General features: G+C 59.5%; 13 protein-coding genes. 6 read left to right on the forward strand and 7 right to left on the reverse strand.

The genetic code is table 11. The features are described 5' to 3' along the window. The first annotated feature begins 8 nt into the window (after window positions 1-8). Together ACWTU7_RS01515 and ACWTU7_RS01520 are read left to right on the forward strand one after the other, a co-directional pair. A complete protein-coding gene (locus ACWTU7_RS01515; protein ID WP_029356217.1) occupies window positions 9-515 on the forward strand; it encodes a DUF1036 domain-containing protein in 507 nt (168 codons plus the stop codon). Further along, entirely contained in the window at window positions 512-2,845 is a 2,334-nt protein-coding gene (locus ACWTU7_RS01520; RefSeq protein WP_455837444.1) for a M23 family metallopeptidase, read from the forward strand. Before ACWTU7_RS01515 ends, ACWTU7_RS01520 begins: the two co-directional genes overlap by 4 nt. 107 nt (window positions 2,846-2,952) lie before the next feature. Here the strand turns inward: ACWTU7_RS01520 and ACWTU7_RS01525 are convergent, their stop codons facing one another. Then, entirely contained in the window at window positions 2,953-3,483 is a 531-nt protein-coding gene (locus tag ACWTU7_RS01525; protein ID WP_065006955.1) for an OmpA family protein, read from the reverse strand. A 133-nt stretch (window positions 3,484-3,616) separates the two neighbouring features. On the opposite strand from ACWTU7_RS01525, the gene ACWTU7_RS01530 reads away from it, so the two are divergent. Further along, window positions 3,617-4,255, forward strand: a complete 639-nt coding sequence (locus ACWTU7_RS01530; protein ID WP_455837445.1) for a DUF6931 family protein — start codon at window positions 3,617-3,619, stop codon at window positions 4,253-4,255. A 107-nt stretch (window positions 4,256-4,362) separates the two neighbouring features. Here ACWTU7_RS01530 and ACWTU7_RS01535 read toward each other — a convergent pair whose 3' ends face one another. The 3 genes from ACWTU7_RS01535 to ACWTU7_RS01545 form a co-directional block, all read right to left on the reverse strand. Next, entirely contained in the window at window positions 4,363-4,731 is a 369-nt protein-coding gene (locus ACWTU7_RS01535) for a hypothetical protein (protein ID WP_455837446.1), read from the reverse strand. 11 nt (window positions 4,732-4,742) lie between these two features. Beyond that, complete coding sequence (locus ACWTU7_RS01540; protein ID WP_287330581.1) at window positions 4,743-7,262, reverse strand: caspase family protein; 2,520 nt, start codon at window positions 7,260-7,262, stop codon at window positions 4,743-4,745. Between the two features lie 1,486 nt (window positions 7,263-8,748). Beyond that, window positions 8,749-8,967 (reverse strand): hypothetical protein, encoded by a 219-nt coding sequence (locus ACWTU7_RS01545; protein WP_455837447.1) that lies wholly within the window; start codon window positions 8,965-8,967, stop codon window positions 8,749-8,751. A 182-nt stretch (window positions 8,968-9,149) separates the two neighbouring features. Here ACWTU7_RS01545 and ACWTU7_RS01550 point away from each other — a divergent pair, with 182 nt between their 5' ends. Next, the gene (locus tag ACWTU7_RS01550) at window positions 9,150-9,389 is read left to right on the forward strand and encodes a hypothetical protein (protein WP_455837448.1); all 240 of its coding nucleotides are present in this window, start codon (window positions 9,150-9,152) and stop codon (window positions 9,387-9,389) included. Window positions 9,390-9,395: 6 nt separating this feature from the next. Continuing rightward, entirely contained in the window at window positions 9,396-9,791 is a 396-nt protein-coding gene (locus ACWTU7_RS01555) for a GFA family protein (RefSeq protein WP_455837449.1), read from the forward strand. Window positions 9,792-9,809: 18 nt separating this feature from the next. Here ACWTU7_RS01555 and ACWTU7_RS01560 read toward each other — a convergent pair whose 3' ends face one another. After that, entirely contained in the window at window positions 9,810-10,169 is a 360-nt protein-coding gene (locus ACWTU7_RS01560; protein ID WP_455837450.1) for a response regulator, read from the reverse strand. Further along, window positions 10,166-13,267, reverse strand: a complete 3,102-nt coding sequence (locus ACWTU7_RS01565) for a CheR family methyltransferase (protein WP_455837451.1) — start codon at window positions 13,265-13,267, stop codon at window positions 10,166-10,168. The genes ACWTU7_RS01560 and ACWTU7_RS01565 overlap by 4 nt, the downstream gene beginning before the upstream one ends. 346 nt (window positions 13,268-13,613) lie before the next feature. On the opposite strand from ACWTU7_RS01565, the gene ACWTU7_RS01570 reads away from it, so the two are divergent. Next, window positions 13,614-14,210, forward strand: a complete 597-nt coding sequence (locus ACWTU7_RS01570; RefSeq protein ID WP_455837452.1) for a response regulator — start codon at window positions 13,614-13,616, stop codon at window positions 14,208-14,210. Between the two features lie 158 nt (window positions 14,211-14,368). On the opposite strand, the gene ACWTU7_RS01575 is transcribed toward ACWTU7_RS01570, so the two are convergent. Further along, window positions 14,369-14,641: a hypothetical protein gene (locus ACWTU7_RS01575; protein WP_029356200.1), complete on the reverse strand. Its 273-nt coding sequence runs from the start codon at window positions 14,639-14,641 to the stop codon at window positions 14,369-14,371. Window positions 14,642-14,883 lie beyond the last annotated feature (242 nt).

A 14,883-nucleotide genomic window follows, 5' to 3' on the forward strand; every position in this document is an offset into this window, starting at 1 on the left:
GGACGCCGATGGACCGCCGCCGCTCGCGTTTTTCCTTCCCGACCACTGTCCCGCCCAAAAATCAGCGTGACTGGCTTCGCGGCCTGCTTGCGTTGAGAGGCCGTATTAAACTTGTGGTCATGTCGGGCGCGGCATTGCTGGCTCTCCTGTCGTCCCACGAAGCGCGCGCCGAATTCACGGTCTGCAATCAGACGCTCGACGTCGTCAATCTCGCTGTCGGCCAAAAGGTCGACAATACGGACCAGACCGATGGCTGGTGGACCATCGGCGCAAATCAGTGCGTGAACGTCATCCGCGAGGAACTCACGAACCGCTACATTTACATCTATGCGACGGACGTCTTTGGCCACGCGACCCTGACCGGGTCGACCGAAATGTGCATCGACCGGCGGCGTTTTTCGATACGCGGCATCGATGAATGCTGGCAGCGCGGCCATATCGCCGCACGATTTCTCGAAGTCGATACGCTTGAACAGGTGCGGTGGACCTTTTTTCTGACCGGAAGCAATCCGTGACGCACAGTATCGACACAAGCTTCAGGTTGAAAAAGCAGGCGCGCGCCGCCCTGCGCAGACGCAGGCTCTGGCGCCGACTCCTTGCCGGTCTTGCTGTGGTTGTCCTGTTGTCGATCGCTGCCGGCTTTTATCTCACCGCGGACTATTGGTCGTTTGGCGATGAAGATGAGGAGTTGCACCCCGTCGAGGGAACCGACGATGTGCCAGCCGATGCATCGGTCTATGTGCCTGCCATCATCGATCTCGCAGGAGACCCGATGTGGATCACCCTTGCGCCCGACACCGGCGCCGCAACAAAAAGCCAAGTGATCCCGCGCCCGGCAGAACTCGATCAGGCTGGAGTTTCTCCCCAGATCGAGATTCTGGCTGACGTGATGCTTAGCGCCAGCGAAAAGTTCATGACAACGATACCGTCCACGCAAGAAGACTTCGCATTCTTCCAGGCACAGCGACAGACCGCGCCGGCGTCATCCAACGATCTGCAAGACGATGTTCAGCCACCGCCCGTTCTAAACGACGCTCCGGTTGCTTCGGACCCGCAGGTGGACGCCGATGATGCCGAAGCAGGTTGGGGCGAAACAATCGATTCAGGCGAGGCGGCCCTTCCCACGTTCCGGAGAACCCAGATCGAAAACAACACAAGCGTCGCAAATGTCACCAGCGAGTATCAACGATACAAGGCTACCGAGGACACATTCGTAAAGATTCTCAACGACCGCAGCTTGGACAGCGTTGCCCTGGATGCGCATTTCTCCGCCGAGGATGCCAAACTGGCAGGCGAAGCCCTGAAGGCGCTTTTCAATCGGGAAAGCCTTGAGCCAGGTTATGTCGTCGCCATGCGCGGTTTCAGGCCGACGCGCGAGACGACAACCATGTCCCTCATGCAGGTTTCGATCTACGCCAAGAATGTATTTGTCGGTACGCTGACGCGCAATGCCGCTGGTGTGTTTGTGTCTGGTGTGGATCCCTGGGTCCGCGAAGATCTGTTCAACTACTCGGGCGCACAGGCACAGGGCACGCACAAAAGGCAATACCGGCTGCTCGATGCAATCTACTCGACAGCAGCACGCAACAAAGTCCCGACCGGCGTGATCGGAGAAGCAATCATGTATCTTTCGCGAGGACAGGATCTGGATGCGTTTGCCAGCGAAGACCAACGTCTGGTCCTGATCTATTCGCAAAGGCCGCGTGGCAAGGAAGAAACGGCCGGGCGCGTGTTATATGTGGGTGTCCAGGGTGCCGAAAAAAGCCTCGACTGTTTCGTGTTCCAGCAGACCGACGGCCAGTTTGCATGCGTTAGCGGCGACGATCAGGTTCGCTCGCTGACGGTCACAAACGGCATGGTCACCCCGGTCAACGGGGTCATGACGTCCACCTTCGGCCCACGCAAGCACCCGATCCTCGGGACTGTTCGCATCCACAAGGGCGTGGATTGGGCGGCGCCTCTGGGTACGCCGATTGCAGCCGCCTTCGACGGCGAAGTCGTTTTTCAAGGTGATGGAGGGGGTTACGGCAACCTGGTGAAGATTTCGCACGGAAACGGGCGCGAGACGCGATATGCGCATATGCAGAAATTCGCGGTCAAGGGCGGTGTCGGCGCGAAGGTGAAGGCAGGCGATATCATTGGTTACATTGGCACTACCGGACTTTCGACTGGGCCGCACCTGCATTTCGAACTGTATCGCAATGGCGAGGCAATCGATCCCCTTGGTACGGTTACCGCCATCGCAACGGATGATTCCGCTGTCGAAACGCTGACCGACCGTATCGTTCAAGTCGAAAGTGGCGGCAGCGCCCGCGCCAAGAACCCACTTTCTTCGGCGACCGGCGCCGGTCAGTTCATAACGAAGACCTGGATCAGGATGATGAACACCTACCGCCCCGAACTTGCGCGGACACTGTCAACCGCCGACCTGCTCGCTTTACGTTACGACGCCACCATCTCGCGCGAGATGGTCAGCAATCTGGCGCGCGAAGGCGAAGCCTATCTTCGGGCGCGCGGCCACCAGATCACAGCCGGCCGGCTTTATCTCTGTCATTTCCTGGGAATGGAAGGCGCCCATCAAGTGTTGTCATCGCCGGGTTCGGCGCAATTGAGCGCCGTGCTCGGGTCGGCCGTCATTCAAGCCAACCCGTTTCTCACCGGCAAGTCCGCCAGCTATGTCGTGAGCTGGGCCGAAAGGAAAATGGGCAGGAAGCTGAGCCCGACGACGACTGAGGTGGCTCAACAGACAACGACAACAACGCAAGTCCGGCAGACATCGCCGGAGTTCGAAAAATACAAGCAGGCGATCACGGCCCTCATAAGCCCGATGCAGAATACCCTTTGAACCAGCGCATAACCGGGAAATCGGAATCGGTTTTGCTGCGCTAACCTCCGGTTCGCGCGTGGAAAAGGGCGCGCGGCTCTGGTCTCAGCCTAGCGCACCCGCTCCAGCTACTCAGTCCTTATCCGCATTTCCACCCGGCGGTTTACCGGATCGAATGGGTTGGGGTCGCGCGGATTCGTCTCGCCCAGGCCCGTCGCTTTGATGCGGGCAGGATCGATGCCGTTAGAGGTCAGGAAGGTTGTTACCGATCTGGCTCTTCGTTCCGACAGTCCCTCATTGTAATCAGCCGAGCCGGTCGCATCTGTATGACCCTCAACAACGAAGTTCAGAGTGCTCAGTCGGCTGTCCTTCAGTGCCTTGGCGAACTCGTCCAGTTCAGCGCGCGCAGTCGCATCGAGTTCCGCAGAATCCAGGCCGAAGTTGATCAGCATGTCGAGGCTGGTTTTTTCGGCCGGCGCTGCTTTGTTCTTGCTGCTGCATTCGTCTTCGGTGCCGACGCAAATTCCACGCGACGGGCCGAACTCGCTCGCTGCGTCAAAAAACTTCACGATGTCTTCTGATTTCTGAAGCGGATCAGCAAAAGCGTGGGTCGAAAAAAGCGTGACCGTAAACACGAAGGCTAAACTGCCCAACTGCATGACGGTTACTCCTGTCCTGAGCATCCGATTTCATCGACTGCGGACAATACCAAATTCCGAGGCGAATGTCTGTCAATAAACGTCAGGCATACGAGGAGTGGACGGCAGTTGCATCTTGCTGAGGACTGGAGACTTGACCCGCACCCTGTCCAGGCTTCAATGTCGATTGTTCCCCAGTAAAAGCGTGGCGGCCATGGCCAATGAGCTTCGATTCAAAACGGCACGGGATCTTTTCATGGCCTGCCCCGCTGTTTCCAGGGACATGGTGGCACTCCCGACCGAACAGCCTTCAATCGAATTTTGCCGCGCCCTCCTTGCCGGGCGAGTGCCCGAGGAGGCGATTACGTTCTGTGCCTATCTGCTTCCCGAGCGGGCTGCGGTGTGGTGGTCCTATGAGTGCCTGAGCCACCTCACCGTTCTTCTCGACCATAGAGATCAGGAATTGCTGGCGCTAGTTCGTAACTGGGTCAGCGAACCGGATAGTGCTTACCATCGCGCCGAAGTGAGCCAGGCTGCGGCAATGCCGCCAACAACGCCGGCCGCCTGGATTGCCTTGGCTGCAAAACGGCATGGCAACGGTTTGGCTATGGAGGCGTCAGCGGTTACGGCCTTGCAGCCACTACCTGCCGCCCACGCTGTAAGTGCGGGGGTTCTGGCCGGACTGGCACGCGTTGCACTGGAGGACCGCTTTTCAGTTCTTTCCGCGTTTGTCGAAATGGGCATCCAGATGGCGGAGATCGAGGCGCTGCGCCAATCAGCGGATGCAAATTAGACCGTAGTCTGGATCCTAATTGCTTGGCTTACTTGCAGCCGAGAGTTGGCTTTGAATGCGCCCAAGGTACGGTGTTCGAACCCGGCTGCTACTGAATGTTCACCTGGTCAACCGCCCCAGCCGCCCCCGCCGCTCCCGCCGCCCCCACCGCCCCCGCCGCCCCCGCCGCCCCCGCCGCCCCCGCCGCCCGAAGAAGGAATGATCACGACAGGCGCTGCAACAGGCTCTTCGTCAACCGGCTCGATCACTTTTTTCTTGACCACCCGTTTGGGGGCGGCCGTGACGACCTTTTTCTCCACAGATGTCCTGCGAACGACCTTCTGCTCTACAGGTGTCCTGCGAACGACCTTCGGCGGTGACGTCTCCACCAGCGGCGTTGGTTCGGGTGGCATCAAGGACGTGCAGCCTGTGAGCCCCACCAGGATGCCGGACAGGGCTGTTCCGACGATTGCGTGCTTGAATGTCCTGCGCACCATTTGCCTCCTGATTAAAACACGTCCCGACGCGGGTTGGCTTCTTCCCAGACCCGCCTGGCCGCGCCGACCAGTTGGTCGTCCAGCGAACCGGACGCAGGAATCTTCGATTTGAGTTCCCGGCGCAGCTGCTTCAACGCCGTCGTTTTCACCTTCGTGCCGAAATTTGCGAGGTTTGTCCGGGCCTCTGGCAGTTGGTTGCGAAAATCCAGCGCGGCCGCAAATGCAAGAAAGCGGACCGCGGTGGCCTGGTCGGCCTTTTCGCCCTTTTCCATTTCGAGGACCGCGCGATCGAATGCACCATACTCATCGCCCCGCATGGTCGCCATCTCGAACAGTCTTTGCGCTTCCGCCGGGTTGCGCTCCACGCCCACGCCGTCGCGGTACATGCGCGCCAGGTTGCTTGGAGCGTAGGGCTGGCCGAGTTCGGTGGCTTTCTGAAACAGGGCCAGCGCCGTTTTCGGATCTTTTTCGACGCCCGCGCCGGACAGATAGTTCCGGCCAAGCAGGTTCATCGAATACATATCCTGCCGCTCGACGCCAGCCTCCAGGAAGGCAACGGCACGGGCCTGATCGGCGGGCACGCCGTTGCGGCCTTCGGTGAAGATCGCGCCGAGATCGTTCATTGCATAGGTGTGACCCATCGCCGCCGCCTTGAGCAGCAGGTCCAGTCCTTTGCCGGTGTCGCGCTCGACGCCGTAGCCATGGAACAAGGCACGGCCCCACGACGTCATCCCGTAGGGATCACCCTTGTCGGCCGCAGCCGCGTAGAAGGTGTTGGCCTGCTTGCGGTCGACAGCCACGCCTGTTCCGGTCGCGTAGAGGTAGCCGAGTTCGAACACTGCGCGCACGTGTCCCCTATCGGCGGCCTGTTGTATGGCTTTCCTGGCCTGGTCCACCTTGCCGGCTGCAAGCAGCGCGCGACCCAGTTCATAGCGGAAGCGGGCGACATCGGGATACGCCTTCACGGCAGCCTCGCAGAGCTTCACCGCATCGGCGCCGATTTCATTTGGCAGCAGGCCAGGGACGACGCCTTGAAGGTCGAGAGGTTCGCCGGCAGCCGAGTCGCACGGATCAACGGTTGGCGACACTTTCATTTTGGCGGGTTTGGATACTGCGCTGTCCGCCCGAATCTCGAAGGCGATCTCGACCGGTGCGCTGGCTCCGATCTGGGGTTCATAGCGTAGCCCCTCGACTTCACCGACCGTCAAGCTCGATTCGGGCGACAGGGCTCGATCCGGCAGGGAGAGCGTTCCCGTTGCTGGATAGTTGGCAACCTTCAGGCTGACCGCCGAATCGTCTGTCGGGAGGTCCAGGTTCAGAGCAACCGCGCCGATGCCGACCGGAACGTCGATCTCCCGGTTGTCGATCGCCTCGGCCGCACCAGTGACATGAATGCCGCGCTGTAGCACCTGCTGCTTCTGCTCGGCTTCGAGCGAGGCCATCACCTGTTCGCCCTGGGCTCCTTCGCCGCTCTTGACCCGGAACACCAGCATGCCCTTGGCTTCGCCACCCCAATTGTCGCGTGCGGCGTAGGCCAGCATATCCATCTCTTCTGGCTCGCCAACTCCCTTGGGGACATCCATCTGTAAATGCGGCAGATCCTTGCCCTGGATCAGATCCCCCGCTTCGACAACCTTGCCATTCAGCATCAGGCGTCCCAAGGCGGGCGGTCTTTCGATGCTGACGGTGATTGATCCGCCGTCGACCTCCACCGGTTCCGGGAGGTTCAGATCGACAGGCCCGACTCCCGACAACACGACTTTCTCCAACACGGGCGGTAGAGAGGGGCGGCTGCTGCGACGCATCAGAACGACTTCGTCGATCAGCGAAGAGTTCTCCCAGGGAACCTGCAGGCCCTTGGTAGCCTCAACTACATCCCGGCGCACGGCCGCCATGACCGTGCGAATCTCCTGGTTCGGAGCCAAGGCCCGACGAGAAAATGCGAATGAAAATGGGCTGAGGTCGCCGGCGCCGTCATAGGCAACCGCGCCGGGTTCGGTGGCGAAAGCGATCAGTGTGTTCAGCGAGCTTCTTACTTGCGCAAGGCCGGTGCCGCTGGCGGTAATAAGCTGGTCCCTGAGCCAATAGTCCTTGCGAGGGAATGGATTGTTGCGGCAGGCATCAAGGATGATCACCTGGATTTTCGATTTCGAACGCATCTGCTGCAGCACGTCGTTCAGCTTGATTGCCTGGACCTCGACGTCCGCCGCATCTTTCAACGAGGCATCGACAGGGATCAGGAAATTTTCGCCGCCGATCTGAAAGCCGTGACCGGAATAGTAGACGACAGCTACATCCGCCCCGTCCACGGCGGCAAGATAGTTGCGGAACTGGCCTTCAAACTGCAGCTTTGTAAGATTGCTCGCGACAAAAACATCAAAACCAGCCGATCGAAACGTGTTGGACACGTCCACCACATCTTTGGCCGGATTCTTGAGGGCCGAGATTTCTTGGTAATCGGAGTTGCCGATTACAAAGGCGACCCTTCGTTCGACTGCAGAAGCCTCGAAAGTCGTGACGCTTGCGAGCATGAATGCCGCAACGAATCCGCAACATCGGAGCATGGCAAATCCCTTAACCGCTGTTACCTGGCGACCACAAGAACACAGCTTGCAGTGCCAAGGTCCGTTAGAGAGCATGCTATCTGCCGAGACAGGAAAGAGAGAAAAGCCGTCGCGACAGCGGTATATTCCTCACTTGATCGAGCCCTAAATTACATCAGAGGCCGAGTGTCCGCAATGATTGTCAAACGGTTCCTGGCTATTTGGACCCGTGGTCGATTTGGTCCCCTCTCGGACGACGCGCTGCTGGCATTCCGATCGTGGCAAGTGCAGCTGGTTGTGGTCGGCGATGCCCCCGATAAAATACAGCTCGCGCGGGCGCACCTATGTTTCGTCCTAGCGACGAACGTCCACTGCCGCCTGCCAGACCCGATGCCGCCCTGCACTCTTGCCTTCCGTCCACGCACCACGCGCTGGAGGGCGCCCGAGTTTTCCACTACTAATATCGGTCTACCCCTGATTTTCTCTAGCCACCGTTTCCGAGACTCAATTAGCGTCTTCTTATGGAACATCGGCACGCCATTCGAAGAATCAAGGATGGGCTTTGGGAGGTCTACGACATAGACGACGGTAGGGTTGTCTTCGCAGACGGGGTGGCTCTGACAAACTTGCGGGATGACGAGGCACTCGACGCCCTGGAGTTGCTAAAGGGCGGATTCCTGGTTCCGAGCAGCGCTCCCAAGCCAGCTGACAGTTCCTTGGGGGATACGCTGAGGTCGACTATCCGCAAGATGAAGCACTGAAGGCGGATAGCTGACGCACAAAAGCGCCGCCGCTTGGCGGGCTCCCGGCAGGTTTCGGAATTGCGCTTTTAGAAAGCCGGTGAACTACATCAGCCGATGCGTTCGCTCGTCGAGATCTGCCACCCTATTTTCAGCGAGATCGCAGCCGCGATGCAGAAGGTATCGATCAATTTGCCCGCTCAAGGCTCAACGCGCCGCGGCGTCTCAAAACGAAAAACTCTCCTTCGTTTGGTTGATGCCGGAACAATGCTCCGTCAGTAAGTTCGTACTGTATATTAGCAGGTGCTGTTATGAGGTTTTTGCCCGTTCAGGAACCGACCAACACATGGGCCGTGTTCGATACCACCGTGGATGTGCCTGCGGACTTCGCTGGCGCTTGCCTTATCGGCTTGACGCGGGAGCGGGCGGAGTGGCTCGCAGCGAGAGCCAATCAAGATGCATCGGTGAGAAGTAATTGGACCGGCCGGTATCATCCCTGGAGCCTGAGCACGGCGTGGTTCCATACGCAAATGTCAGAAATGGCTTATACCCGCAGGGAAGATTTCAGTGACGGACGAAGAGGCCGCTGCGTTGGCAGCCAGGAACCAGCAGCCTACGTAAGCCCGACATCACCAGCAAAACCGATCCAGCGATCGGTCCCCGGCGTTGGGTGAGGCTATCCAGCTTGTCGCCAATGCGCTCCCCGGTTTGTATTCCTGCCCGAAGGACCGCTGTTATTGCTGATCCGGCATCTCGGTATTCTCTTTGGGGTTCTTCTTGATGCCCGCGGCAGGCGAGGTGTCGGCCGGGGCGTTTCCACCTTGGTTTTGTTCAGCGGCTCTTTTAAATGGCGAGGTGCGCCAGCCCATATCGGCATACAAAAAGCCAATGAGAAAGCCGACGATAATGACCGCTGCAATCAGCAGCGAAAGTATAGCGTTACGACGCTCCATGTCCGGCTCCTTCCTGCAACCGAACAGCCAATAGCGAAAATGGTTCCCATCTACCATGAATGCGCAGGAGACCCCTAAAGCTGCAGGTGATGGGAACTTCGCGCCGTGCCGGTGGTTGAAACGTAGGCGCTGCGAGCGGTGAACGCCATCCGTTCTTTCCGTCACAGCAGGAAGGAGACACCATGGCCAACAAGAATACCACATCGAAGCCGGCAATTCGGCAGGCGAATGCCGACGGCTTGCGACATCCAAGGCGGGACGCCAACGATACGGATGCGGGAGCGAGACCGCCGACGCCAAAGACCGCTGGGACCTCGAAGCCATCGACTGCTCCGTTGGACAATCCGGTGGCGAACCGCAACGCCGACCGGCCGCGCCAGTCAGGCACCACGCCACGGCCGACGGAAAAGCCTCTGGACTGAAAGGCGATGGCCGGGATCGTACGGGACGGCGGCTGCTTGTGCGGCGCTGTTCGCTTCAAGGTGAGCGGCGCACCGCTACGGGTCGGAATCTGCCATTGTCAGGATTGCCGCCGCGCCAGCGGCAGCTTCTTCACGCCGTTCGGCGTCTGGCCGATCTCGGCCTATGAAGGCAGCGGAGAAATGAAGACGTTCGCCAAACGCAGCTTCTGTCCGCAATGCGGGTCGCGTATCGCCTGGCTGCAGGACAATGAGGCCGAGATCATGCTCGGTTCGCTCGACATGGCTCCCAGCGACCTCATTCCGGAGTATGAGCTATGGGTGCCGCGCCGTGAGAAATGGCTCATGGCATTGCCTTGGGCGGAGCAACATGCCGGGGATCGCTTACCACCTTCCGATACATGACGAGGCTATGGGACCGAGTTAAGGCGCCCGGACCAATTCATTCATGGCGTTCAGAATGGCAACCTGATCTGCCGGCTTCCGGAGAAATTTACAGCCGGCGAACGCGCCTGGAACATCGCCCGGTCCAAATCCGCTCAGGAACGCGAACGGGATATCGCGGGCTTGCAGCGCACTTGCCACCGCCAGACTTGTTTCGCCATAAAGTTGAATATCCAGCAGCGCGACATCGACATTGTGTTCGTCGATCAGCCAAAGAGCCACCGCCACCGACGGAGCCGGGCCGATCACCTGATACCCCAAGGCGCGCAGGCAAGCAGCAGTGTCCTCGGCGATGAGCCATTCATCCTCGACCACCAGAACGCGCAAGCTATCGGTCACGGCGCCTCACTGCGGATCAATGGGAACGTGAGCTGGACCTCAAGGCCATTATGATTGAAGGTGGTCTCGACATTGCCGCCAAGCCGGTAGCCGATCTCACCCTGTAGCAGGGAAAGCCCGAAGCCGTTGGCCTCGGGCTTTTGGACCGGCGGCCCGTCTTTCTCGTGCCAGGCGAGCGTAAAAACGTCGCCCTCGCCTGACCATTTCAGCAAGACCCTGCCGCGGCGCTTCGACAGTGCGCCGTATTTGGCGGCGTTGGTCGCCAGTTCATGAATGGCCATGCTGAGGGAAAGGCCCTGTTGCGGGCTAAGCTTCACTTCGGCGCCGTCAAGTTCGAACCGGTCAATGCTGAAAGGTTCGAGCTCCTGATGCAGCAGTTCGTTGATCGAAGCTTCTTTCCAGCGTTCCTTCGACAGCAGACCGTAGGCCCGCGACATGGCGTGTAGGCGACCGATCAGCGCTTCGGCGAACTCTTCCTTCGATTTCGACCTTTCTCGGGTGCGGTTAGCAATGCTGGCGACCACCGCCAGCATGTTCTTGACACGGTGGTTGAGCTCCGAAATGAGCACCTGGTTTTGCTCTTCCGCCTCGGCCAAGGTGGTGACGTCGACCAGTGTGACCACGACGCCCTGGATCCTGTTGTCCTTGTCGCGATAGGGATTTATACGAACCATGTGAAACCGGCGCTGGTCATCGCGCGCCAGGTGATGGTTCAGGGTCTCTCCGGTTTCGAATACCCGGTCGATATGCTGCTTCAGCTCGGGATAATCGATCTGGCTCGACAGCTCGGTCAGCGGGCGACCAACATCTGCCGGACGCAGGCTGAAGAAAGACGAGGCGGCCGGAGTAAAGGTCCGCACCACAAGATCGCGGTCGAGGAAGATGGTTGCGATCTGCGTGCTCTCGAACAGATTCCGCAGATCGCTGTTGGCGCGATCGAGCTCTTCTATCTTGCTGGTCAGTTCCGAATTTATGGTGTTGAGCTCCTCGTTGAGCGACTGCATCTCCTCCTTCGAGGCCTCGAGTTCCTCATTGGTCGATTGCGCCTCCTCGTTGACGGAGACGAGCTCCTCGTTCGACGACTTCACCTCCTCCAGCGCGGTCTCGTATTCCTCGATGGTCGACTGCAGCCTCTCCCGCGTGTCACGCAACTCCCGTTCGAGATCGGCAGTGCCTTCGCTGTCACCATTTTTGCGCACCGTGTCGGACCGGGCCTGCACTGGTCCTGACGGCTCGAACAGCACTAGGTAAAGCGGTTCGCCATTGCCGCGTTCCGCCAAGGGTTCGACGGTGAGTTTGATGAACTGGACCCGTTCGTCGTCCTCGTCGACGACGACATTTTCCCGCACGACGGTGCGGCGCGTCGAGGCCGCTTCCCGCAATGCGGCACGAAGGTCGAGCCTCAGCCCGCGGCGCGCCATGGTCAGCACTTGCCGGCTCGGAATGCCTTGCGCCGCTTCAAGATATCTGCCGGTCCGCGCCGAATAGTAGACGACGTCACCCTCGCCATTGACCAGCACATGCGGCGGCGCGAAACGCTCCAGCACCTGCGCCTCGACCGCCTGCCGCAGCGGATAGGCGGCGGTTACTCGCTTCGACCTCTCACTTTCGGACGGGAAGGCACCCGACCGCCCATCGCCGACCAGGACCGGCAGCCTGATATGCGGCGAGGCATGTTCGCGCGCCTGAAAAATGCGCAGCTTCTTGTCGACCGCGGCGAAAAGGTTGTCATGCTGGCCGACGCTTTCGGACGTGCCGAGGAAAAGATAACCGCCCGGCTTCAGTGCGTAGTGGAAGATCGGAATGACCCGGTTCTGAATGTTCGAGCTGAAATAGATCAGCAGGTTGCGGCACGAAACCAGGTCCATGCGAGAAAAGGGCGGGTCGCGGACGAGGCTGTGGGGAGAAAAGATGCACAGTTCCCGTACCTCGTTGCTCAGCACATAGCTCTCACCGTCGCGGCTGAAGAACCGCTGCTTGCGTTCGGGCGAAAGCCCTTGCAGCAGCGCCTCGGGATAGCGCGCCGCGCGCGCCACCGCGAGCGCCGGCTCATCGATATCCGTTGCAAATATCTGGACGCGGGGTTTGACTGGAAGCTGCTCCAGGTGTTCGCGCATAAGCATGCCGATGGAGAACACCTCCTCGCCGGTAGCGCAGCCGGGCACCCAGACCCTGATCGCATCGCTGGGAGTCTTGCCTTCGAAAAGGCGCGGTATCACCTTCTCCTCGAGCAGCTTGAACGCATCGGGGTCACGAAAGAAATCGGTGACGTTGATCAGCAGATCACGGAAGAGGTCCATCACCTCGCGAGGATCTTTCTTCAGCCGTTCGACATACACTGTGATCGACTGAAGCTGTCCGACCTGCATGCGCCGCCTTATTCGACGCAGGAATGTCTTGGTCTTGTAGCCGGAAAAGTCGTGGCCGGAATGGGCGTGCAGAATGCCGTAGATTTCGTCGCGGAGCCGACTCATTTCTGCCGTCTCGTGCTCGCCGCTTTCTTCGGCCACTCCGTTCAGCATATCGAAGCTGCGGGCGAATCCCTCGAGTTTTGCGCCGATATCCTCAGCTGGCGCCGCAATGTCGATCAGGCCGCTGGAGATCGCACTTTGCGGCATGTCCGGATTGCGCGGACCGTAGCCGTCCGGGGTCTGAGCGACCGTCAGTCCGCCACGCTCCTTGATCGCCTTTGCGCCCAGCGTGCCGTCGGAATCACCGCCTGACAAAATGATCCCAACCGCATATTCGCCCTGATCCTCGGCGAGCGCGCTGAAGAAGATATCGATCGGCTTGCGTTCGCGGCTAACCAGGTTCGACTGCCGCAGGTGCAGAGCGCCTTTCTTGATCGTGAGAATAACGTTTTGCGGCATGACATAAACGTGATCGGACAGGACCGTCATGCCGTCCTCGACGACCACGACCGGCATTTGCGTGTAACGCCTGACGACCTCGTGAAGCAGGCTTTCGCGCCCGGGATTGAGATGCGTGACGACCACGAACGCCATGCCGGTCTGGCTGCCCATGCCCTTGAACAGACCCTCCATCGCGGGAATGCCGCCGGCTGACGCGCCGACGCCCACAATGGGAAATCTCTTCATCTGCACCGCAAGCCCTCGGTTGAACAGCCTTGACGACACCGTCAAATCGATCCAGAAACCAGGACCAGCTATATTACCATATACCGCGCGAGGGGGGCGGAACAAGTTGGCGCAGATGGCGTTAATGTCGGCCTTGTGGAACCTCAATGTCAAAACGCACACCTGACCTAAAGCCGACAAAACAAGCGTTGTTGCAGTGCTCGAATTTAATGGGTTTGCCGGGAAACGAATCCATTCCGGCCCGCATGCTCGTTTTGGCAAAACGGTTGCAGACAAGCCTTGCAGCAGCGGTCTGAACAAGCCAGCGCGGCTAATTGGAAATCTCACTCCAAGGAGGGGCGATGAGGTGCGTGATCTGCGAGGGGTGCACATCCTGATCGTCGAAGACGATTGGTTATTGGCCGGCGATCTTGCAAGATATTTCGGCAATATGGGCGCGGTCGTCCTCGGCCCTGCGGCGACAGTCGAACATGCGTCCATGCATACCGAGGCGGCTGAGGCCGCGATCCTCGACGTCAATCTCAACGGGCGGCGGGTGTTTCCGATCGCAGACGAGCTGATGCGCCGCGGCGTGCCCTTCGTCTTTTTCAGCGGTGACGAGGACATCGTCATTCCCGAACGTCTGCGCCATGCCAGCAACCTTCGAAAATCGTCTGACAGCTACGCCGTCTTCGATGCCTTGTTTCCTCCGGAACGATCGGCCTTGGCGGGGAGCCCTCCCGTCAACTTGTCCGACAACGTCTTTTCACTTCTGCCGAAGCTCAGGCTCGTGGCGCGTCTGCTTCTGAGGGACGTGGAGGCTTCCGACCGTCTGGTCGAGCGAACGCTGGAGCGCGCCATCGGCGAGATCGACAGGCGGCGGGCCGGCGTGTCGACCGAAGACTGGCTGAACGGCATCATGCGAAATGTCGCTAGATCGAGCGGGGCGAGCCTGTTGCACTGAGGCTGCGATTCTTTTCCAAGTCTGGAATGTCTGGAAAGACCGGCTGGTTTTCCAATAGTCAGAAAAACACGCAAAAACAGCGAGCTGGAGGAAAGTTCTCTGTCAGAATGCGAGGCGCACCTTAAGAGCTACCCGACACCGCTGACATAGCAGCCTCCTCAGCCTTTCTGGTTGCGGTCGACGAACTTGTTGAATCGGCTGGTTTTCCCGCCGCCGGTTTCGTCCTGGTAGAGGAAGGCCAGGTTGTTTTCGTCGAAGATCCGAAAGAACTCATCCCATTCGATGGCTTCGAACTCCTCCTCGGGCTCGCCAAAATCGATCCGCAGGATGCCGCCTTCGCCCTTGGTCCGTATAGCGGCAGGCCGCCCGCCTCGATCTTCGGCCCACTGACGGATCTCGTCATGATCGGTAGTCGTCTTCGACTCAGACATCGGAATCTCCTTTCGATCCCAGATTTGGCAGGCGCGTGATCCTCACGATCCGGTCTGCTTGCTGTGCGGCGGAACCGGACCGCTAGACGCATACCCGCTTTCCCGACCACGCGCCGGATGTGCGCCCTAACGCCAAAGAAGCTGCAATGTTCCAGCCCATAGCCAGCACTGGTCGCGCGCCGCCACGTCGGTTTGCGAGCCTCCCCAAAACCATCTTTGTTGAAGCAGAGGGAACAAACCTT

It is taken from the genome of Mesorhizobium sp. BHscii (genome assembly GCF_053848065.1).